The sequence below is a fragment of the Photobacterium sp. GB-1 genome, from assembly GCF_003026165.1.
Lineage (GTDB): Bacteria > Pseudomonadota > Gammaproteobacteria > Enterobacterales > Vibrionaceae > Photobacterium.
In genome coordinates this window covers 20,032-40,837 of record NZ_PYOB01000011.1, presented here as the reverse complement: position 1 = coordinate 40,837, position 20,806 = coordinate 20,032, and the positions used below count along the sequence as shown (strand labels likewise).

The following is a 20,806-nucleotide window of genomic DNA, read 5'->3' as shown; positions in this document are numbered from 1 at the left end:
TAGATGGATATCGCTCGCTATACCATCGCCAAACGAACAAGTGTTTGGGTGATCATTGCACTGATCTTAATTGGCGGTTACATCAGTTACTTAAAGCTAGGTCGTTTTGAAGATCCTGAATTTGTGATCCGCCAAGCCGTCATTGTTACCCCTTATTCAGGAGCAACAGCACAAGAAGTTTCCGACGAAGTCACAGATGTCATTGAAGGTGCGGTGCAATCTTTACAGGAACTAAAAGAAGTTAAGTCTGTTTCCAAACAAGGAATGTCAGAAGTTACTGTTGAGATAAAACTTGAATTTTCAAAAGATCAGGCAGCGCTTCAACAAGTTTGGGATAAGCTACGTCGTAAAGTTGTTGATGCCCAACGTCTTCTTCCTCCTGGTGCTGGCCCATCAATCGTAAACGATGACTTCTCTGATGTTTATGCCCTATTTTTCGCTGTAACGGGAGAAGGCTTTACCGATAAGCAAATACAAGACTACGTTGATTCACTGCGTCGTGAACTTGTATTGGTACCTGGGGTTGCTAAAACGGCAACGTTGGCAGAACAACAAGAAGGTATTTTTGTTGAGATCACCAGTGAGCGCTTAGCTAATTATGGTTTGTCAGTTGATAACGTTTTATCAGTATTACAAAAACAAAATATTGTTAATGTTGCAGGTAGTCTGACATCTAATGGTATGCGTTTACCTGTTATTCCAACACCTAACGTTAATTCATTTGAAGATTTACGTAACCTTCAAATTGGTATTGGTGATAACCATACTGTTTTACGTTTAAAAGACATTGCCGATGTTAGCCGAGGTTATCAAGAACCCACTAGCATGCTAATGCGCTTTAATGGTGAACGGGCGATTGGCTTTGGTATTTCCAATGTCACTGGTGGTAACGTGGTTGATATGGGTGATGCGGTTAAAGCGCGTATTGCTGAACTTGAAAACCAACGTCCACTGGGTATGGATCTTCATATTATCTCAATGCAATCAGACTCTGTTCGTGATTCGGTAACGAATTTTATAGATAACTTGATTGCTGCTGTGGTGATTGTTTTCATCGTTTTACTGCTATTTATGGGTATTCGATCTGGCGTGATTATTGGCTTTGTATTGCTTTTAACAGTGGCCGGTACTCTATGCATCATGTTAATTGATGACATCGCAATGCAACGAATTTCGTTAGGTGCGCTGATCATCGCATTAGGCATGTTAGTAGATAATGCCATTGTGGTAACTGACAGTATTCTGGTACGCCTCCAAAACAATGAAGATCGTAATGTCGTTATTCCAGAGGTTGTCAATGCAACTAAATGGCCGCTTTTAGGCGGTACTGTTGTGGGTATTTGTGCTTTCAGTGCGATTGGCTTATCACCGTCAGATATGGGTGAATATGCCGGTTCGCTATTTTGGGTGATCTTATACTCAATGTTACTTAGCTGGGTCTTTGCTGTTACCGTAACACCGTTACTGTGCCATCAGTTCTTAAAAGTTAAGATCAAACAACAAGATACTAAGCCAAGTAAAATTGTAGAAAGTTACAAAGCTTTATTAACTTGGGTTTTGTCACACCGTAAAATAACTGGGGCATTGCTACTGGCAACACTGGTTGGCGCTATTTGGGGGATGAAATTTGTACCACCTGGCTTTATGCCAGAATCACAACGTGCGCAATTTGTTGTTGATGTCTACCTTCCTCAGGGAACAGACATCACCAATACAGAAAAAACGATCGCTCGGATTGAACAAGATATTACCAATAAAGAAGGTATCGGGAATATCTCAAGCTTCATTGGTGGTGGTGGCTTACGCTTTATGCTGACTTATGCACCAGAAGCACGCAATCCAAGTTATGGTCAATTACTGATTGATATTGATGATTACCGTAACATAGCTCCATTACTTGTTGAGTTACAAACTGAGCTTGATAATAAATACCCAGAAGCCTCGATCAAAGTATGGAAATTCATGCTAGGTCGTGGGGGCGGTAAAAAAATTGAAGCCGGTTTCCAAGGCCCTGACAGTAGAGTCCTACGTGATCTTGCTGAACAAGCGAAGTCAATCATGCTGTCTGATCAAAACTTGATTGCCGTTCAAGATGATTGGCGTCAACAAGTACCTGTTATTAAACCTGTTTATTCAACAGAAAAAGCGCAACGTTATGGACTAACCAATCAGGAAATTAGCCAAGCAATTGCACAAACGCTATCAGGTCGAACGGTTGGTGTATATCGTGAAGGAAATGACTTAATTCCAATTGTTGTTCGTGCGCCAGAAAGTGAACGTACTCATGAACGTGCTATTGAAAACACAGAAGTCCATAGTCGTATGGTCAATGGACCAATCTCTGTTAGCCAATTAATCGAGTCTGTTAATGTCACGTGGGAAGATGCCATCTTACGTCGAATTAACCGTATACCAACCATTTTGGTTCAGGCAGATCCTGCACCAGGTGTACTGACGGCCGATGCATTTAATGAACTGCGTGGAAAAATCGAAGCTATCGAGTTACCACCAGGTTATAAATTGACATGGTACGGTGAATATAAAGCATCCAAAGACGCAAATGAAGGACTCGCGATTTCTGCACCTTATGGTTTTGCTGCGATGATTTTATCCGTGATATTTATGTTTAATGCATTAAAACAGCCTTTGATTATTTGGCTAACAGCGCCATTAGCTATTATTGGCGTTACCATTGGTCTGGTTATTTTCCAAACACCTTTCGAGTTTATGGCTATTCTTGGCTTCCTTAGCTTAATTGGTATGATGGTTAAAAATGCGATTGTTCTGGTTGACCAAACAGATGTAGAAATAAAAGAAGGCAAAACACCTTATCAAGCGATTATTGACTCAGCCTTAAGTCGTGCACGCCCTGTTTTACTTGGTGCATTAACCACAATTTTAGGCGTTGCTCCTTTACTTATTGATCCTTTCTTCAAGAGTATGGCAGTAACAATCATGTTTGGTTTATTGTTTGCAACCATTTTAACTTTGGTGATTATTCCACTACTTTATGCAGTGCTGTTTAAAGTGGAAATCGAATCACAATAGTAACCACATAGCCAGATATCTTATCCAAGGGACGTATTGTAATACGTCCCTTTTTCATACTTATTTTAATAAATAAACCCAACCAATTTATGATTTCATTAATATCTGTATACATAATATAAAAATTCTGTCTATGATAATAAGAATTTACTCTTAAATGACTGTGACGATAAAAATTATGACGCAATTTGTATGGCAACCAATTAGATACCCTCTACTTTTTTCTACCCTGCTAATTGGCTGTTCTTTTTTTTCTAGTAATGTTTTAGCTAAAGAAGTGGTTAATAACTCGTTAGATTACTCAAGCTCAAATAATCTATTGCTTCAGCAGTACAAAGACAATTACGTTCTACCTTTTTACTACACTCAAAAACCTAACTATCAAGAATACCAATCGATTATTCCTGAAGACGGTAAATTAAGTAAGTACAACGTTAACTTTCAGATCAGCCTAAAGTACCGTTTAGCATCTGGTGTTTTAAATAGAAACGACAAGCTCTATGTTACTTATACACAGCGTTCAAATTGGCAAGCGTACGCTTCTTCAGCCTATTTTAGGGACACTGAATATGAGCCATCTATTTTTTGGACCCTTCCTGAAAAAGCCGAAAATAATGCTTTGGGGTATGCTGGAACAACGGTTGGTCTCGTCCATGAATCTAATGGTAGAGGCGGCGAACAAGAAAGAAGCTGGAATCGTGCATTTGCTGATTTCACATTCGAACATAACAACTACACATTAAGTATCAAGCCATGGCTACGTCTCGACTTTGGTGCAAAAGATTACAATAAAGATATTACCAACTACATGGGATACGGACGCATCAGCATGAACTGGGCTGTTGATAATAATAATCTGATTTCATTAACCGTGCGTAACGCTTTAGAAAGTGGATTTTCACGTGGTTATGAGCGCATTACCTGGAGTTTTCCAATCTATAAGCGCCTACGTGGATATATGATGTTAGAAAGTGGTTACGGTATTTCGATCTCTGACTACAACCATTACGATAATGCAGGTGGTATTGGTTTTTCTTTTTAATCAGTAAAGAGGTTCTATCTGTAATCTTAAGATAGAGCCTTTTATTTACTTCAAGCATAAAATTTTCAGCAAAAAATGCTTTCATCGTGCATTCTAACTATTCACTTCTAGATTTTCGATCTAAAATCCCACTTTAGATTACCCTTCCCCCCCCTTTTACGAGACACTTTGTGATGGAAAAACTATTTGAACGAATAATGTATGGGTCACGTTGGTTAATGGCACCTATCTACTTCGGTCTCAGCTTTGTGTTATTGGCACTTTCAGTGAAATTCTTTCAAGAGATATTTGATCTAATCCCAGTTATTATCACAATGAAAAGTATGGACTTAGTTCTGATTATTCTTTCACTTGTTGATATTGCTCTTGTTGGCGGACTCGTTGTTATGGTGATGTTTTCTGGCTATGAAAACTTCGTTTCACGCCTAGATCTCGATGATCATGACGACAAATTAGGCTGGTTAGGTAAACTTGATGCAAGCTCATTGAAAAACAAAGTATCAGCCTCTATTGTTGCAATATCTTCAATTCATTTATTAAAAATATTTATGAATATAGAAAATATTGATAACTCAAAATTAATATGGTACCTGCTAATTCATATTACCTTTGTATTATCTGCTTTTGCTATGGGATATCTTGATAAAATCACAAAACACTAAGTAAACAGCAACGCAAGGATGCGTTCACGCGTTATCTACAAACGATTTATTTTTCCTTTTTCTCGAATAATTAGCAATAAACATCATATTGGAACACTATATGCATTTTCTTGTTATATCCCAATAACGAGAAAGACCAATGAAATTATACTTATTGTTTTTTATGCTTCTTTCATCACCATCAGCGTATAGTTTTAATAACCATTCCCCTATTACTACCTTCGAAGCAAAAACAGCATTAACGTTTGATTCTTCAAACTGTAATACACTCCTCCAACTATCATTTTTCCATGCTGGCTTATGTGCAAACAAAGCGTTAAACACTTTTCAGCCACTTTCGTTAAAACCAACATCATCTCACTATCAAGAAGCAAATATCGCCATAAGTTTTGATTCTGATACACGTTTGTATATCACGTCGTATAGTGAGAATGATGCTTATGGTTTCCATTTACATATTCCTTTAAATATATTTAGTCGGTAGGAATACAACGATAATTATTTCGCAATTTTGTAACGTGATTTAATATCTCATTCCCCTTATGACATCAACATACGGTATGATGCTATCAATTAAGACAATTGAGTATTCAGCATGTATCATCAAACACTTAAAAAATATTTTGGTTTTGATTCTCTTAGAACAGGTCAGGAAGAAGTCATTACTCGTGTTCTTGATGGCCATTCTGCAGCCGCTATTTTTCCTACTGGCTCGGGTAAATCACTGTGTTACCAACTCCCAGCAATTGAATTACCACACTTAACACTGGTGATCTCACCACTCTTAGCATTAATGAAAGATCAGTTGGATTTCCTTGCATCAAAAGGTATTCCCGCAGCATCTATCGACTCAAGCCAAACTTGGCAACAGACTCAGCAAGTTATGCAAAATATTCGCCAAGGCGAAATTAAAGTATTAATGATCTCTGTTGAGCGATTGAAAAATGAGCGCTTTAGACATTTTATCAGTCAAGTCCCTATCTCATTACTCGTCGTTGATGAAGCTCACTGTATTTCAGAATGGGGGCACAATTTCAGACCCGATTACCTGAAATTACCTTATTACCAACAGTCTTTAAATATTCCACAAGTATTACTACTAACAGCCACGGCGACGCCAGCTGTTATTAATGATATGCAAGATAAATTCAATATTGCAAAAGATGATATCGTCGTAACAGGTTTCTATCGCAAGAATCTTGATCTCTCTATTTTGGCAGCCCAAGATGATGAAAAATTGGATGTACTACAGCAACAATTGATAGCACAACCCAATACACCATCTATTGTTTACGTCACTTTACAGCATACTGCAGAAGAGATTGCGGCAACTCTCACAAGTAATCATATTCCCGCTCAAGCTTACCATGCAGGTATGGATGCCGATCGCCGCCAGCATATACAACAACAGTTTATGGCAGGAGAAATCAATTGCATTGTTGCCACCATCGCCTTTGGCATGGGGATCGACAAATCTGATATTCGCCAAGTGATACACTTCGATCTACCAAAATCAATTGAAAACTATAGTCAGGAAATAGGTCGTGCTGGTCGTGATGGTGAAAACTCAACCTGCACAGTCATTGCAAATAAATCAGGTCTAAATGTGCTACAAAATTTCATTTATGGAGATACTCCTGATCGCAGTTCGATAGCAACCGTATTACATGAAATCAAAGCACAATCACAACAGTGGGAAGTAATGAATAATCGGCTATCAAAAGATGCCAATATTCGATTATTGCCTTTAAAAACACTATTGGTCTATTTAGAGATTCGCCAGATCATTGAGCCTCAATATACTTATTTTGCTGATTACCGTTACAAGCTCAACATTAGCCAGCATGAAATTTTATCGCATTTTAATAATGAGCGTCGCCAGTTCGTCGAAGCAATTTTTGCTTGTTCAACAAAAGCAAGAGTATGGAATACACTAGATATGGACGCATTATGGCAAGGCTATAATGCAGATAGAAAACGTGTTGTTGCTGCGATTGACTATTTTAATGAAAAAGGTTGGATCACTTTAGAAAGCAAACAAATGACTGACGTATATGCTATCAAAAATCATCACTTTGATATCGGTGTTGAGAGTGAGGCGCTGTATCAACTGTTCCAACAAAAAGAGCATAGTGAAATAAAACGTATCAATAGTATGATTGATTTTTTTGAAAGCAAAACCTGTTTAAGTTATCAATTAGCGCGTTATTTTGCTGATCATCATGCTCCGGAACATTGTAACCATTGCTCTGTTTGTCGAGGAAAAAGTATCACATTGCCACCATTACCGACACTACCAGAAGTTTCCGATCACGTTTTAACCCAATGGTGCGATCAATTCATCAATGCATGTGATATAGCACCATCTGTTGCTGCTATTACACGATTTTTAAATGGTATGACAACACCATTGACCACCAAGATAAAAGCCAAGCAATTTGATGGTTTTGGTCAACTTGAAGCGTATCCCTTTGAGCAAACTTTTGCTCACATTACACGCTTATATGGCTAATCTATGTTAATTCTTTATCAATTTAGATATATGAAACTCACTTTTCATTATTAATGAATAGCGATCTACATCACAACGTTCTAGAATAGCCCCTTAACCGATGGGGATTAAAGTTATGACTATTGAAAAAGAAGAATACCAAGTTTGTGAAGCATGTGGTGTATCAGGTGAACTCGGTTTTATCATCAAAGAAAACGATGATACTGCAGACGTTCAAATCTTTGCTCAAGGTAAAGATGCACTAGAAGTAGAATTAGCAAACTACCTTGCACTAGCAAAAGAAGTGAATGCTAACTACAAAGTTGAAACAACCCCAGTAGATGAAAATAGCACTGAATTAACAGCGCGTATTCAATTCGAATGCAGTGCTGAGAAGCTAATTTTCGAACTTCGTAGCCGCTCTCTAGCTAAGTAATTATTGTTCTTTAGCTTAAGCCAGCAATGATTATCAATATAGATAATCATTGCTGGCTTTCTTTTATTTTACTGGTACTAAGTTTTTCCACATTAAGCGACCGTTTAATTCCACTTCATTTTCAACAGCACACTGAAGTTTATAACCATCGATATCAATAATCGCGCCCAATGAATAAGCTTTATCCTCATAGAAGCATAAACGCTGATTGGTTACTTGCCCATCAAGATTAAACTCAATACTTGGCTCTATTTTTGACGTATCTGCAACACTGTAGTTTTTCGCCTGTGTCGGTAGGCTTAAGAGCATCATTACTAAGCAACTTATTACGAAACAATTAATAGAACGCCCGTTCATCATCCCAAACTCCATTCAAATCCTTTATTTCTATAGGCGACTATATATTTCAAATAATAAAAAAGCAGCCAAAATGGCTGCTTTCTAATTAGATAAAATATTAATATTCAATTGCTCGAGGCAATTCCTTCGCTTGTGCAATCCAATCTTGAACACTTTTCAATGCCGGTAATTGACGAACTAGTGCCTTTTCTTCATTCACTTCTAGCATTTTTGCATGTAAATTTTCTGCATTACGTTGCGCAAGTTCTGGAACCGTATCAACACCAGAAAACTCTAATAAATCAGCATATTGGGTGCTAATACCTTTAACACGAGATAAATCAGCTCGGTTAATCCATTTTAATACTAATTTACTACTAATGCCTGTTGCTTCAACAATCGCTTTTCGACCTGCAGGTTTCTGACCTTTATCTAATAATTGCTCCATCGTGTGGACATCTGCCGCTTCTAATTTAGCCGCATATACTTCACCGATACCTTCAATAGTTGCTAGTTTAGTCATTACCCGCTCCAAATATTAAATAAAGCCCGTCGTTACAACATAATAGACAACAGAAAATTAAAAAACTCAAAAAAATGCAAAAAATAATTTCAATCCAGTAATGGAGGTAAATTAATATGCCGTTTCGCTGACAAAGCCTTTAAAAATGGTTAAGAAAATAATCTTTAAATCTAAGACTAAGCTCCAATTCTGCATATAACGAATATCATATTGAATTCGTTTTTCCATCTTATCAAGCGTGTCCGTTTCACCACGATAACCACTTATTTGTGCAAGCCCCGTGATGCCAGGTTTGATTTTATGACGAATCATATAGTTATCGACAAGAATTCGATATTCTTCATTGTGTGCGACAGCGTGAGGACGCGGACCTACAATCGACATGGTGCCTTGCAATACATTAATAAACTGTGGCAATTCATCTAGTGATGTTCGACGAATAAACGCACCGAATTTAGTCACTCGTGGATCATTTTTAGTTGCTTGTTTCACCACATGGTTATTTTCCATTACTTTCATGGAACGGAATTTCCACACTTTAATTTTGTTACCACGAAGACCATAACGATCTTGCTTAAATAAAATAGGACCAGGCGAACTCAATTTAACACCGATAGCAACAGCGATAAGTACAGGTGAGATAAGAAGCGTAATCACACTACCAATAATCAAATCTTCCAGACGCTTAATGTAATCACCAATACCTTCAAAAGGACTCGCAAAAACACTCAATGTCTCCACATTACCCACACGACAAATTTGAGAAGCATTCAAATTATAAGTAAAGAGATCAGGTACCACAAAAGTATCAACCGTTGTATCTGATAACTGATGTAAGAAGAAATGTATACGTTCTTTGGCAACCATAGGCAAAGCGACATACACATCATCAATTTCGCCTTTTTTTGCAAAGGAAATAAGCTTGTTAACTTTCCCTTTACACTGAGATTTCGTTAAATAACTAAAGCGTTCTTCACCACGATCATCATAATAACTAATTTCAAAATTCGTATTTTTGTATTTCTCTAATAATGCTTTCTCTATTGCTAAACCCGCTGTTGTCATTCCTAGAATAGCAATACGATGTGTTTTTTTATGGCGACCAATGTATTTAGTTACATAATAAACAGCAACACGCGAACTCCAAATAATCAGAAACGATAATAAAAACCACGAAAGTCCTATATTTCCAATAAAGCCCCGTACATTGACATGATCAATGAAAGCGAAGAAAAACGTTATCGATAAAACACAGAACTCAACAAGTAAAAAGTTACCTAATAAGCGCAAAGTCATTCGTCGATAGTTAGCACGATTTTCTTTGTCATAAAAACCAACGTAGTGGCCACAACCGACGAAAGTAACGCTGATAAAAATACCGTATAATAAATCAAACGGTGATGGTTCTTGGGCAAAAAATGCATAGACAAGAGTAAGAGAGAAATTTATAACTAAAAAATCAAAAAAATTAATTATAAATGAATAACCATCATCGGCTACTTCAAGAGTTTTTCTATTCATTAACACGCCCGTTTTATTTCCAATAGGAAAATTCTACATTCTGACAATTATTTTTATTTTTGTTCAGATATCAACATCGTAAATCGTTAAATAATACATGAATCACAACTAGTATATACATTTTATCTAAAATGGCTGATTTAAAATATCATATTTATGTCAAAAAAAAAGCTCAGCATTTATAATGCTGAGCCTTATTCATTCAGAGGAGTTATTTAAGTGGCAGTGTTTCTTTTACATAATCTCCAGGCGCTGTATAAAGTGCTTTATAATTATCACTTCCAATTTCGCGTGCCGGCACTTTTTCTTTCTTATTAAAATCCCCTAACCAAGTATCCCAATGCGTCCACCAAGAGCCATCTTGACGTTTAGCATTATCTAACCAAGATTCTGGGTTTTCTTCTTGCTTATCACTTAGCCAAAAACCATATTTATTCTTTTTAGGATGATTTACAATCCCAGCAATATGACCAGACTCTCCTAGTACAAATGTCGACTTCCCACTTAATTTCTGAGCGCCTCTGTATGTACCTTGCCATAAAGCGATATGATCTTCTTGAGTAGAAATAAAGTATGTTGGTACTTTGATTTTAGATAAATCAATAAAAACACCACCAATTTTTATTCCTTTATTATCGACTAACTTATTATTTAAATAAAACTCGCGTAAAATAGTACTATGACATGCAGCTGTAACATTCGTACTATCACCGTTCCAATAAAGTAAATCGAAGTCTATTGGGCTATTACCTTTTAAGTAATTATTGACATAATAATTCCAATAAAGGCTATTTTCACGCAATAAACTAAACGTCACACTCAAAGAGCGGCCGTCCATATAACCATTAACATCGTTCTGTGCTTCAATTGCTGATATTAATGGATCATTAACATAAGCACCAATTTCACCCGGTTGTGAAAAATCGAGTAATGTTGTGAAGAATGTTGCTGATTTAATACGATTACGCATGCGTTTTGCTGCGTAATACGCCAGAGTAGTAGCTAATAATGTACCACCAATACAGTAACCCGCTGCATTGATTTGTTTTTCGCCAGTGATATCTTCAATAGCGTCAACGGCAGGGATAACACCGTCTAATACATAGTTTTCAAAATCCACCTCCCTTTGTGGTGTACCTGGATTTCTCCAAGACATCATAAAGACAGTATGACCTTGCTCTACAAGCCAACGAACCATTGAGTTATTTTCACGTAAATCAAGGATATAATATTTATTGATAAACGGAGGAACAATTAACAATGGTGTACTATTAACATTTTCAGTTAATGGCTTATATTGAATAAGTTCAAATAACTCATTCTTAAATACGACGTCACCATCAGTATTTGCAATATTGACACCCAGTTGGAATGCGTCGCGATTAGTCATGCGAATTTTCAGAACATCCGCACTGCTCTGCATGTCTTCTTGCAGTAACTCCATCCCTTTAATTAAGTTTTCACCATTAGTTTCAACGGTCAACTTAGCCAGTTCTGGGTTTGTAGTAACAAAGTTTGTTGGCGACATCGCATTGATTGCTTGGCGTGAAAAAAAGCCTAAACGCTCTTTTGCCTTCTCATCAACACCTTCAATAGAATCAATCGCTTCACGCATTGAGTCGCTAAAAAGCAAATAAGATTGCTTAATATAATTGTAAAACGCTTCATTTTCCCACGCAGGATCGCTAAAACGTTTATCATCTTTTGCTGGCTTAATTAGAGATTGTCCACCATCAGTTGATGGCATCGCGATGTTCTGCCAGATTTTTACTTGTTTTTCCCACCAATCCATTTGGACTTGAGCAAGTGCTGCTGGCTGTGATGCTGCTTTTTCAAAAAACTCTGCAGTATCTTCCAAATTAATATCATTCAGCGCTTTATTTAATGGGGTGTTCATGGCTGCCTTGCCGGAGTCTAACTCCTTCCACCATAGCTGGTTCATATCTTGGAGCTTGGCAAAGTAGTCCGAAAAGAAGTGATTGTTCATAACAAAAACCCTGTACTTGGACTAATTCAATTACACTAAGGAACAGTTGACTCAGCATAATTGAGATAAGCTGTAACAAAAAAGTCGCCCTCATATAAATGAGAGCGACTAGAAATAAACCTTAAGCTACTGGCGTTGCTTTTTTAACATTGTCAGCAACAAGCTCTTCTACTTCTGTTTTGAATGATTGAGCAACAGCGTTGAACTTGTTGCTATCATCAATAAGCTGCTTAGAAAGCTTAGTCAACGTTTCAAGTTGTTGGCTATTGAACGCAGTTAGAGATTGGATATCTTTTACTTCGCTAACAGCTTTAAGCTGAGACAGACCTAAATCACTGTATGCGCGAACAGCAGCAAGTTGAAGTTCAGTTAGTTCTTCAACATTCTTAGTGAATAGTTTGTTGAACTTAACGTATGGTGCTAGAGATTTCTCAGTTTGTTCAGAGAACGACTTAAACATTTCCGTATACATAGATCTTTCCTCATTGATAGTAATAAAGCACTGCATGTATCCTCATACAGCGCCGATATTTAGATAAAAATTAAACGCGTTTTAGAATGACCGCTGTACCCATACCACCACCTACACATAAGGTCGCAATACCGTACTGATCTTCGCGGCGGCGCATTTCATGTAATAAGCTCACTAAAATACGATTACCTGATGCACCTAATGGGTGACCTAGAGCGATGGCTCCGCCATTGACGTTTGCACGTTCAACGAGATCTTCAACTTTTGAATTCGTTTCTTTTGCTACTTCATAAAGCACACCCAGCGCTTGGCCAGCAAAAGCCTCGTTAAACTCTAAACGCTCAATTTTATCAATTGATAGTTGTGCTTTATCTAATGCTTTAAGTACTGCTGGCACAGGCCCTAAGCCCATGATTTCAGGAGCAATACCTGCTTGCGCATAACTTTCAATTTCAGCAAGTGGCGTCAGGTTATATTTATTTACTGCCGCTTCTGAAACAACAATAATTGCACTACCGCCATCATTAATACCTGATGCGTTACCTGCAGTAACAGAACCATCACGTTTAAATGCAGGACGTAGTTTTGCCAGACCTTCGATTGAAGCATCTTGTTTCGGGTACTCATCGGTATCAACAATAACCGTTGCACGACGACCTACTACTTCTACAGGTGTAATTTCATCAACAAACTTGCCTTGCTCAATAGCAGCAACGGCTTTTTGTTGGCTCGCTAGTGCGAAATTATCTTGCTGTTCACGTGTTAAGCCTACTTTCTCAACAACATTCTCAGCGGTTACACCCATGTGGTAATTATTAAAGGCATCCGTTAAACCGTCAGCAATTAATAAATCGCTAAGTTCCAGATTACCCATTTTTTGCCCATCACGAATTTTCGATGATGCACAAAATGGAATTTGAGACATGTTTTCTGCGCCTGCAGCAACCACGATATCAGCATCACCTGCTTTGATGTGGGCGGCAGCATCCATTACCGCTTTCATACCACTACCACACACCATGTTTAATGTGTATGCAGGTACTTCATTAGGAATGCCCGCTTTTAAAGCTGCTTGTCGACCCGGTCCCATACCTTGACCAGCACCAACGACATTTCCGAAAATCACTTCATCAATCGCTTCTACTGGTACTGATGTTTCTGCTAACGCGCCTTTGATTGCGGCTGCGCCAAGTTCTGCTGCTGTTACTGATTTTAGTGCGCCGCTAAAACTACCGATTGGTGTACGTTTTGCAGCAACAATAAATACCCTAGCCATATTAATTCGCGTCCTTACTTAAAAATTCAATAATCAGTCAATCTTGATCAGTTCATGTATAAGCCGCCATTTACTGATAATGTTTCACCAGTAATATAGGCTGCTGCATCACTTGCTAAAAATGTCACTGTTGCCGCTACTTCTTGTGGTAGCGCTAAACGGCGCATCGGAATTTCAGCTTTAATTGAATCAAGTATTTCAGGTTTAATCGCTTCAACCATTGGCGTGCCGGTATAACCAGGAGCGACCGCATTTACCGTTACGCCAGCACGTGCGCCTTCTGCTGCTAGTGCTTTTGTAAAGCCAATCATGCCAGCTTTAGCTGCTGAATAGTTTGCTTGACCAAACTGACCTTTAAGTCCATTTACTGATGTAATATTAATAATGCGAGCATTACCTTTATTACACATTGAGTCGAATAAAGGCTGAGTAACATTGAACAGACTATTTAAATTTGTGTTGATTACTGCATTCCATTGATCAGCAGTCATACGCTTGAATGTCGTATCTTTAGTGATACCTGCGTTGTTAACTAGCACATCGATTTGACCTTCTTCCTGAAGCAATGTTGCTAACGCTTCTTGACAGTAATTCGTATCAGTTACGTCGAGTGGAAATAGTCGAACAGACTCAGATGAATAATTATTATCCGCGAACCACTCTTGAGCCGCTTTTTCACCTGTTGGATAATATGTTGCAACTACTCGAAAACCTGCATCGACTAATGCTTGAGTGATCGATGAACCAATACCACCTTTAGCACCTGTAACTAATGCTACCTTACTCATTTAAGGCTCCTTCCTTTCTATCAAATTATTAATACACTTAATAAGCTCAAGGTTTGTTCCATAAATTTAAACAATTCAACCTATGAGCTCTATCTAATCATTAATACAACATAGCTCACATATTAAGCCGTATATAATACAGATGTATTACAAACACGTTGCATATTTAATATAACAACACAGATGCATATTGATGGCAAGAAAGGAATTAACAATTTCAACGCTATTTGCCACTGGTATTAACAAAAGTGTCAATATAACTAAAGTGACAAATTTAAATTTAACAATATATTTATGGATTAATATCAGAGCATTCTTGGATAAATTTATTATTCCAATAAAAAAAATACTGTTAGAAATCTTGTTAACCGTGCAATAAAACACGTTATATATTTGTTAATAATGCATTTCTTATTAAGACGTTGTGAGAAAAGTTATGCGCCATCTTTGAAATACTACTTAGCGTTTACTTTTTGAGCAGCTCTATCTCAACCTTTGTTTGCAGTAATTCAAAACATAAGACGACATAAGTGACTTGATAACTTTCTTGCAGCCCTGATATATATAAAACGCCATGAAACGTATCGAATGAATGGTTAACAGCTATTCTGATAATCTAAAAAACGTGAACTAAAGCCATATTAGATAGTCTCAGGTTTTTTACTTAATGTATTAAGTAAGCTCTATAGGAAAATGAATTTATGTTAGCGAGTACTTTTCAACGATTAAATCACTACTTACAAAGCCAAGTCATTGGTCAACCCGATTTAGTGAAACAGTTATTAATTGCTTTACTAGCTGATGGTCACATCCTTGTAGAGGGGCCTCCAGGACTAGCAAAAACACGCGCTGTTAAAGTGCTTTCTGATTGTATTGAAGGTGAATTTCACCGTATTCAGTTTACGCCCGATCTATTACCTGCTGATTTAACAGGTACTGATATTTTTCGTCCTGAGACAGCTGAATTTATTTTCCAGCCAGGCCCTATTTTCAACTCATTAATTCTTGCAGATGAAATCAACCGTGCGCCGGCAAAAGTGCAAGCCGCAATGCTTGAAGCGATGGCTGAAAAGCAGATCACCGCTGGTCGAAAAACATACCCATTACCTGAGTTATTTCTCGTAATGGCAACGCAAAACCCCATTGAGCAAGAAGGTACTTACCCACTGCCTGAGGCACAATTAGACCGTTTCTTATTACAACTTAATGTCGATTATCCTAGTGCTGAAAGTGAATTAGAGATATTACGTCTGAACCGTGGTGAAGCATTAGGTATTGAAAAAGCAGAGCCTGTTCATATTAGCCAACATGACATTTTTGCTGCGCGAAAAGAAGTGCTTAACATTCATATGGCAGAAGATGTAGAGCATTACATTATTCGTCTCGTCATGGCGACACGTCAATCTGACAAGTTCAGCTCTCAGCTTAAAGATTGGCTTCAAATGGGTGTTAGCCCACGTGCAACATTAGCCCTTGATCGTTGTGCTCGAGCTCACGCTTGGCTAAGTGGTCGTGATTTTGTTACACCAGAAGATATTCAAACAATGGCATCCCCTGTTTTACGTCATCGCTTATTACTTAGCTATGAAGCACAAGCAGAAGGTATTGCCGCAGATCGCGTAGTTGAAGAATTGATTTCACAGGTCGCTAGTATATGAGCAAATCACACTTAACCGTAGCGCTGCCACCCCATAGCGATGGGGTTAATGTGTGTTTGGCTGAGCTACTGCAATATAAGAATCAGGCCGTGCGTTGGTTGCCACCAGCGCACAGTATCTGGTCACAGTTAAATGGCTTACATCAAAGTCGCCACAAAGGACGTGGGATGAACTTCTCAGAAGTACGTCCCTACCAAGCTGGTGATGATATTAGAGCTATTGATTGGCGTGTAACCGCACGAACTGGCAAAACACATACCAAACTCTTTACGGAAGAGCGCGAGCAACCCGTTATGTTGCTTATTGATTTAAGCCGAAGCATGCAATTCGGCTCACAATTAATGCTGAAATCTGTTCAAGCGGCTCACTTTGCTAGCTTATTAAGCTGGCTTGCTATAAGTGAACAAGATCGTATAGGGGCAGTAATTTATAACGGTTTGAATGTTAATGAATGTAAGCCAACGGCACGCCAGCAAGGTCCACTTCATATCATCAATAAGCTAATTGAATCACAGCAGTTAGCATTAAATGCATTAGAACAGCCTCAACAATTTAACTTTTCTGATGCATTAAAACGGTTACACCACCTTTGTTCTAAAGGCAGTGAAATTATTATTATCAGCGATTTTAACCAATTATCGCTTAATGATAAGCGACGTTTAACACAATTACGTCAACATAATCGAATTCAGTTTGTCCAAATCCATGACCCACTAGAACAAGGACAAACACAATTTAGAGGCTATGAACATGTTGCTGATAAAGAGCAATCTGCATGGCTTAATTTTTCATCAAAGAAAACACGTGATTCATTAAGTCAGCAGTATCTAACGCATCAAAACTTTGTGGCTGATATTGCGAAATCACTTGCGATCCCTCTACATTATTTATCTGCAGCGGAACCTTTGTTGCAGCAATTAACAACGCGTCAAAGGAGTTAAGTAATGGCAACACCAAGCGTTCAGCAACTCCCTTTAGCGGATATACATCTTCCTCAAGCTCCAAACTTTTGGCCTTTAGCATGGGGATGGTGGGTATTATTTGCCGTGGTGATTCTCGCTATTGCAGTTGTCGTCACTTTTATTAGGCGTAAAAAGCATGCTGATGCTGCACAAAAAGAAGCATTACAGAAACTGTCGCTAATAACAGCAGAACAAGGGTTACCTGCTCTCAATACGTTACTAAAACAAGCCGCGTTAAGTTATTACTCGCGCACCATTGTTGCACCATTAACAGGTGAGGCATGGTTGGCATTTTTAGATAATCAACTGCCCGTAAAATATAGTGGTTTTTCAGAACTTAAATCGGTATGGCTATCAGGTTCATTTTCAAATACGCCACTGAGTCATGATGACTTTCAACAATGTAAAACAATGGCAAACACATGGCTTAAACATGCTTTGCCGCCACGAAAACTACCCAGCATGACGCAAAAGGAGTCTTCAAATGTTTGAATTTGTATGGCTTTGGGCTTGGGCATTGTTGCCTTTAGCATGGCTCGTTTACCGTTTTAGTAAACCGGTTGTGCAACCTGCGGCAATTCAATTACCCAAATTACCCAGCGGTGTTGGTCAAAAACAGCCTCGCTCTATCATACGTAAAGTATTAATGGCTTTACTGTGGACTTGTCTTGTCTGTGCTGCTGCAAGACCGGTTTGGTACGGGAATCCTATCGAAATAAAACCAGAACACCGTGACATGTTATTAGCTGTCGATTTATCAGGCTCGATGTCAATTCCAGATATGGTGACTAAAAATGGGAAAAGTATTGATCGCTTAACCGCGGTAAAACATGTGTTATCGGATTTTATTGAAAAACGAAAAGGTGATCGCTTAGGTTTAGTCCTTTTCGCTGATCATGCTTACTTACAAACACCTCTTACATTTGACCGTAAGACGGTTGAACAACAACTAGATCGTACTGTTTTAGGCTTAATTGGGCAAAGCACTGCAATTGGTGAAGGCCTAGGTATTGCGACAAAAACCTTTATTAACAGTAAAGCGCCACAACGGGTAATTATTTTATTAAGTGATGGTGCAAATACCTCTGGTGTAATTGATCCACTTGAAGCCGCTAAATTAGCCAAAGAAAGCGGTGTGAAAATCTATACCGTAGGTGTTGGTGCCGATCAAATGGTGCAACAAGGTTTCTTCGGTGATCGCATCGTCAATCCATCACAAGATCTTGATGAAAAGACTTTAACTGAAATCGCCAAGATGACGGGCGGTGAATATTTCCGAGCACGTAATCCACAACAGCTTGAGAAAATTTACGACATCATCAATAAACTTCAACCTGTCAATAACGCCCAGCAAACATGGCGTCCACGTGATGAGTTGTTCCGATATCCTTTAGCCATAGCATTACTACTTTCTGTCGTCATTGCTGTTATGAGGAGACGTCATGGCTAATTTTACTTTTATGCACCCTATGTGGTTTTTGGCACTTGTGCCATTAGTCTTTCTTTTACCTTGGCTTAAAACCAAGAAACAAACCACGGGGTTAATTGCGCCACACCTAGCAAAAAAATTAGGTATGGCTCAGCCTAAATCGACATCATGGCCCATTGCCATACTCACTTTGGGCTGGCTAATCGCTGTTATTGCGATGGCTGGTCCTAGTTGGCAAAAAGTAAAACTACCTGCTTATAACTTAAGTGGCGCACGCGTATTGGTAATGGATATGTCCCGCTCTATGTATGCGACCGATATAAAACCGAACCGTTTAACACAGGCGCGTTTTAAAGCGCTTGATATGTTACCGGGCTGGAAAGAAGGCAGTACGGGGTTAGTCACCTATGCGGGAGATGGCTATGAAGTCAGCCCGTTAACTGAAGATAGCCATACTTTAGCAAACTTGATCCCTAGCCTATCGCCAAAGATTATGCCAATTCCTGGTAGTAATGCCGCGGCAGGTATTGCTGAAGCGATAAAGTTACTTAAACAGGCTGGTAATAGTACGGGTGATATTATCTTAGTGACCGATGGTATGTCTAAGCAGGAATCAGCTAAAAGTTTAGCCGAATTAAAAGGTACTAAATATCGTGTCTCTATCTTAGCAATGGGCACAGTTGATGGAGCACCTGTTCCACTGCCTGATGGTCGATTATTAATGGATAATGGCTCTCCTGTTATTTCAAAAATTAACCTGAAAACACTAGAACCTATTGTTAAGCAAACGGGTGGTATTTTGCAGATGGTTCAACCGACAGATCAAGATGTTAATGCGATTGTCCACTTCACTGCAAAACCACAAGATAGCGGTAAAAAAGATCAACAAAAAGAACTGCAAGAACGTTTAAATGGCGGATTTTGGTTAGTTTTACCTTTGTTATTACTGGCATTACTGGGTTTCCGCCGTGGCGTTGTCATTGCCACTATGTTCTTCTTTTTACCTATTGATCATGCGCAAGCGAGCCCATGGGTAAATGCTGAGCAGCAAGCTTACCAAACTTATACCGATGGTAAATATAAGCAAGCGGCACAAGATTTTGAATCTCCGCAATGGAAAGGTATCGCTGAATATAAAGCAAAAAATTATGCACAAGCCATTGAAACCTTAAAACCATTACATGATTCAATGTCGCAGTACAACCTAGGTAATGCTTATGCACAAAGTGGGAAGTTACAGCAAGCAGTAGATACCTATGAAAAGCTACAGAAAGCCGATCCTAACTACCCCGATGTTAAGAAAAACCTCGATATAGTGAAGAAAGCACTGGAGCAACAAAAGAAACAACAGCAACAGAATCAACAGAATCAGCAGAATCAGCAGAATCAGCAGAATCAGCAGAATCAGCAGAATCAGCAGAATCAGCAGAATCAGCAGAATCAGCAGAATCAGCAGAATCAGCAGAATCAGCAGAATCAGCAGAATCAGCAGAAGAGTGACAAGCAACAGCAGCAATCACAAGGCTCTAATGATAAAAAACAGAGCCAAGATAACAGCCAGCAGTCACAACAAAACCAAGATCAGCAAAAATCATCAGATAACAAACAATCTAATGATAAGCAGTCTTCACAATCGAAACAAAATGACCAAAAGCAGGATCAGAACAACACGAGTAAACAGCAGCAATCCCAAAAACAGCAACAAAGTCAGTCTGATAAACAACAAGGGAAAGAACAGCAGCAATCTCAGCAAGCAGGTAGTGATAAACAATCACAGCCAGAAAAAGAGAAAACTGCCGAGCAAAAAGCGGCTGAACAACAACGTGCTGATGAAAATGCGAAACAAGCAGCAAAGCAACAGCAACAGCAACAGCAACAGCAACAGCAACAGCAACAGCAACAGCAACAGCAACAGCAACAGCAACAGCAAGCAGAGTCAAAATCAGCCACTAAGTCAGAACAAGATAAAAACAAAGAAACAACCAACAACAATCAAGTACGAATGAGTGACCAAGCAGCAAAAGACGGGGATGTGCTTTCAGCCAGTAACCCTATTTTGAAAAAATTGGAACAAGTGCCTGATGACACCAGTGGTTTGATCCGAGCTCAATTAATTTTGCAAGCGCAACAGAAAGAAGCGCAGCAAAAAACTGAGAACTCATGGTAATAGGA

General features: G+C 38.6%; 18 protein-coding genes. 11 read left to right on the top strand and 7 right to left on the bottom strand.

The features are described 5' to 3' along the window. The first annotated feature begins 3 nt into the window (after window positions 1–3). The 6 genes from C9J45_RS12235 to C9J45_RS12210 all read left to right on the top strand — a co-directional run bounded on the left by C9J45_RS12235 (window position 4) and on the right by C9J45_RS12210 (window position 7,679). Window positions 4–3,048 (top strand): efflux RND transporter permease subunit, encoded by a 3,045-nt coding sequence (locus C9J45_RS12235; protein WP_107206990.1) that lies wholly within the window; start codon window positions 4–6, stop codon window positions 3,046–3,048. Window positions 3,049–3,226: 178 nt separating this feature from the next. Next, the gene (locus C9J45_RS12230) at window positions 3,227–4,090 is read left to right on the top strand and encodes a phospholipase A (RefSeq protein ID WP_107246885.1); all 864 of its coding nucleotides are present in this window, start codon (window positions 3,227–3,229) and stop codon (window positions 4,088–4,090) included. 173 nt (window positions 4,091–4,263) lie between these two features. Continuing rightward, entirely contained in the window at window positions 4,264–4,752 is a 489-nt protein-coding gene (locus C9J45_RS12225; protein WP_107206991.1) for a TIGR00645 family protein, read from the top strand. A gap of 139 nt (window positions 4,753–4,891) precedes the next feature. Then, on the top strand, window positions 4,892–5,236 hold the full coding sequence (locus tag C9J45_RS12220; protein WP_107292582.1) for a hypothetical protein: 345 nt from the start codon (window positions 4,892–4,894) through the stop codon (window positions 5,234–5,236). 111 nt (window positions 5,237–5,347) lie between these two features. Further along, window positions 5,348–7,264 carry an ATP-dependent DNA helicase RecQ gene (locus C9J45_RS12215; protein WP_107246811.1) on the top strand — a complete coding sequence of 639 codons (1,917 nt, stop codon included), beginning with the start codon at window positions 5,348–5,350 and terminating at the stop codon, window positions 7,262–7,264. A 115-nt stretch (window positions 7,265–7,379) separates the two neighbouring features. Next, a complete protein-coding gene (locus tag C9J45_RS12210; protein WP_005364200.1) occupies window positions 7,380–7,679 on the top strand; it encodes a DUF406 family protein in 300 nt (99 codons plus the stop codon). A 63-nt stretch (window positions 7,680–7,742) separates the two neighbouring features. On the opposite strand, the gene C9J45_RS12205 is transcribed toward C9J45_RS12210, so the two are convergent. The 7 genes from C9J45_RS12205 to C9J45_RS12175 all read right to left on the bottom strand — a co-directional run bounded on the left by C9J45_RS12205 (window position 7,743) and on the right by C9J45_RS12175 (window position 14,585). Next, the gene (locus C9J45_RS12205) at window positions 7,743–8,039 is read right to left on the bottom strand and encodes a DUF1496 domain-containing protein (protein WP_233217733.1); all 297 of its coding nucleotides are present in this window, start codon (window positions 8,037–8,039) and stop codon (window positions 7,743–7,745) included. Between the two features lie 97 nt (window positions 8,040–8,136). Continuing rightward, the gene (locus C9J45_RS12200) at window positions 8,137–8,541 is read right to left on the bottom strand and encodes a DUF4332 domain-containing protein (RefSeq protein ID WP_107292581.1); all 405 of its coding nucleotides are present in this window, start codon (window positions 8,539–8,541) and stop codon (window positions 8,137–8,139) included. A 111-nt stretch (window positions 8,542–8,652) separates the two neighbouring features. Beyond that, window positions 8,653–10,062: an undecaprenyl-phosphate glucose phosphotransferase gene (locus C9J45_RS12195; RefSeq protein WP_107246813.1), complete on the bottom strand. Its 1,410-nt coding sequence runs from the start codon at window positions 10,060–10,062 to the stop codon at window positions 8,653–8,655. Window positions 10,063–10,273: 211 nt separating this feature from the next. Then, the gene (phaC, locus tag C9J45_RS12190) at window positions 10,274–12,049 is read right to left on the bottom strand and encodes a class I poly(R)-hydroxyalkanoic acid synthase (protein ID WP_107292580.1); all 1,776 of its coding nucleotides are present in this window, start codon (window positions 12,047–12,049) and stop codon (window positions 10,274–10,276) included. 121 nt (window positions 12,050–12,170) lie between these two features. Further along, a complete protein-coding gene (locus C9J45_RS12185; protein ID WP_005364186.1) occupies window positions 12,171–12,521 on the bottom strand; it encodes a phasin family protein in 351 nt (116 codons plus the stop codon). 70 nt (window positions 12,522–12,591) lie between these two features. Next, a complete protein-coding gene (locus C9J45_RS12180) occupies window positions 12,592–13,797 on the bottom strand; it encodes an acetyl-CoA C-acetyltransferase (protein WP_107259818.1) in 1,206 nt (401 codons plus the stop codon). A 47-nt stretch (window positions 13,798–13,844) separates the two neighbouring features. Then, on the bottom strand, window positions 13,845–14,585 hold the full coding sequence (locus C9J45_RS12175) for an SDR family oxidoreductase (RefSeq protein WP_107206999.1): 741 nt from the start codon (window positions 14,583–14,585) through the stop codon (window positions 13,845–13,847). A 701-nt stretch (window positions 14,586–15,286) separates the two neighbouring features. Between C9J45_RS12175 and C9J45_RS12170 the strand changes: the two genes are divergently transcribed. Genes C9J45_RS12170 through C9J45_RS12150 form a run of 5 tightly spaced genes read left to right on the top strand, consistent with a single transcriptional unit; the run spans window position 15,287 to window position 20,801 of the window. Beyond that, window positions 15,287–16,243, top strand: a complete 957-nt coding sequence (locus tag C9J45_RS12170) for a MoxR family ATPase (RefSeq protein ID WP_107292579.1) — start codon at window positions 15,287–15,289, stop codon at window positions 16,241–16,243. After that, window positions 16,240–17,184: a DUF58 domain-containing protein gene (locus tag C9J45_RS12165; protein ID WP_045130227.1), complete on the top strand. Its 945-nt coding sequence runs from the start codon at window positions 16,240–16,242 to the stop codon at window positions 17,182–17,184. The genes C9J45_RS12170 and C9J45_RS12165 overlap by 4 nt, the downstream gene beginning before the upstream one ends. Window positions 17,185–17,187: 3 nt before the next feature. After that, a complete protein-coding gene (locus tag C9J45_RS12160; RefSeq protein ID WP_107207001.1) occupies window positions 17,188–17,697 on the top strand; it encodes a DUF4381 domain-containing protein in 510 nt (169 codons plus the stop codon). Next, window positions 17,690–18,655 (top strand): VWA domain-containing protein, encoded by a 966-nt coding sequence (locus C9J45_RS12155; protein WP_107259822.1) that lies wholly within the window; start codon window positions 17,690–17,692, stop codon window positions 18,653–18,655. The genes C9J45_RS12160 and C9J45_RS12155 overlap by 8 nt, the downstream gene beginning before the upstream one ends. After that, on the top strand, window positions 18,648–20,801 hold the full coding sequence (locus tag C9J45_RS12150) for a VWA domain-containing protein (RefSeq protein WP_107292578.1): 2,154 nt from the start codon (window positions 18,648–18,650) through the stop codon (window positions 20,799–20,801). The genes C9J45_RS12155 and C9J45_RS12150 overlap by 8 nt, the downstream gene beginning before the upstream one ends. The last annotated feature ends 5 nt before the right edge of the window (window positions 20,802–20,806 follow it).

Excerpts from the sequence above, each read along its gene's own strand:
- C9J45_RS12200 (WP_107292581.1), bottom strand. The coding sequence starts at position 8,541 with ATGACTAAACTAGCAACTATTGAAGGTATCGGTGAAGTATATGCGGCT.
- C9J45_RS12235 (WP_107206990.1), top strand. The coding sequence starts at position 4 with ATGGATATCGCTCGCTATACCATCGCCAAACGAACAAGTGTTTGGGTG.
- C9J45_RS12220 (WP_107292582.1), top strand. The coding sequence starts at position 4,892 with ATGAAATTATACTTATTGTTTTTTATGCTTCTTTCATCACCATCAGCG.
- C9J45_RS12185 (WP_005364186.1), bottom strand. The coding sequence starts at position 12,521 with ATGTATACGGAAATGTTTAAGTCGTTCTCTGAACAAACTGAGAAATCT.
- C9J45_RS12160 (WP_107207001.1), top strand. The coding sequence starts at position 17,188 with ATGGCAACACCAAGCGTTCAGCAACTCCCTTTAGCGGATATACATCTT.
- C9J45_RS12155 (WP_107259822.1), top strand. The coding sequence starts at position 17,690 with ATGTTTGAATTTGTATGGCTTTGGGCTTGGGCATTGTTGCCTTTAGCA.
- C9J45_RS12180 (WP_107259818.1), bottom strand. The coding sequence starts at position 13,797 with ATGGCTAGGGTATTTATTGTTGCTGCAAAACGTACACCAATCGGTAGT.
- C9J45_RS12150 (WP_107292578.1), top strand. The coding sequence starts at position 18,648 with ATGGCTAATTTTACTTTTATGCACCCTATGTGGTTTTTGGCACTTGTG.
- C9J45_RS12205 (WP_233217733.1), bottom strand. The coding sequence starts at position 8,039 with ATGATGAACGGGCGTTCTATTAATTGTTTCGTAATAAGTTGCTTAGTA.
- C9J45_RS12165 (WP_045130227.1), top strand. The coding sequence starts at position 16,240 with ATGAGCAAATCACACTTAACCGTAGCGCTGCCACCCCATAGCGATGGG.
- C9J45_RS12225 (WP_107206991.1), top strand. The coding sequence starts at position 4,264 with ATGGAAAAACTATTTGAACGAATAATGTATGGGTCACGTTGGTTAATG.
- C9J45_RS12175 (WP_107206999.1), bottom strand. The coding sequence starts at position 14,585 with ATGAGTAAGGTAGCATTAGTTACAGGTGCTAAAGGTGGTATTGGTTCA.
- C9J45_RS12215 (WP_107246811.1), top strand. The coding sequence starts at position 5,348 with ATGTATCATCAAACACTTAAAAAATATTTTGGTTTTGATTCTCTTAGA.
- C9J45_RS12210 (WP_005364200.1), top strand. The coding sequence starts at position 7,380 with ATGACTATTGAAAAAGAAGAATACCAAGTTTGTGAAGCATGTGGTGTA.
- C9J45_RS12230 (WP_107246885.1), top strand. The coding sequence starts at position 3,227 with ATGACGCAATTTGTATGGCAACCAATTAGATACCCTCTACTTTTTTCT.
- phaC (WP_107292580.1), bottom strand. The coding sequence starts at position 12,049 with ATGAACAATCACTTCTTTTCGGACTACTTTGCCAAGCTCCAAGATATG.
- C9J45_RS12195 (WP_107246813.1), bottom strand. The coding sequence starts at position 10,062 with ATGAATAGAAAAACTCTTGAAGTAGCCGATGATGGTTATTCATTTATA.
- C9J45_RS12170 (WP_107292579.1), top strand. The coding sequence starts at position 15,287 with ATGTTAGCGAGTACTTTTCAACGATTAAATCACTACTTACAAAGCCAA.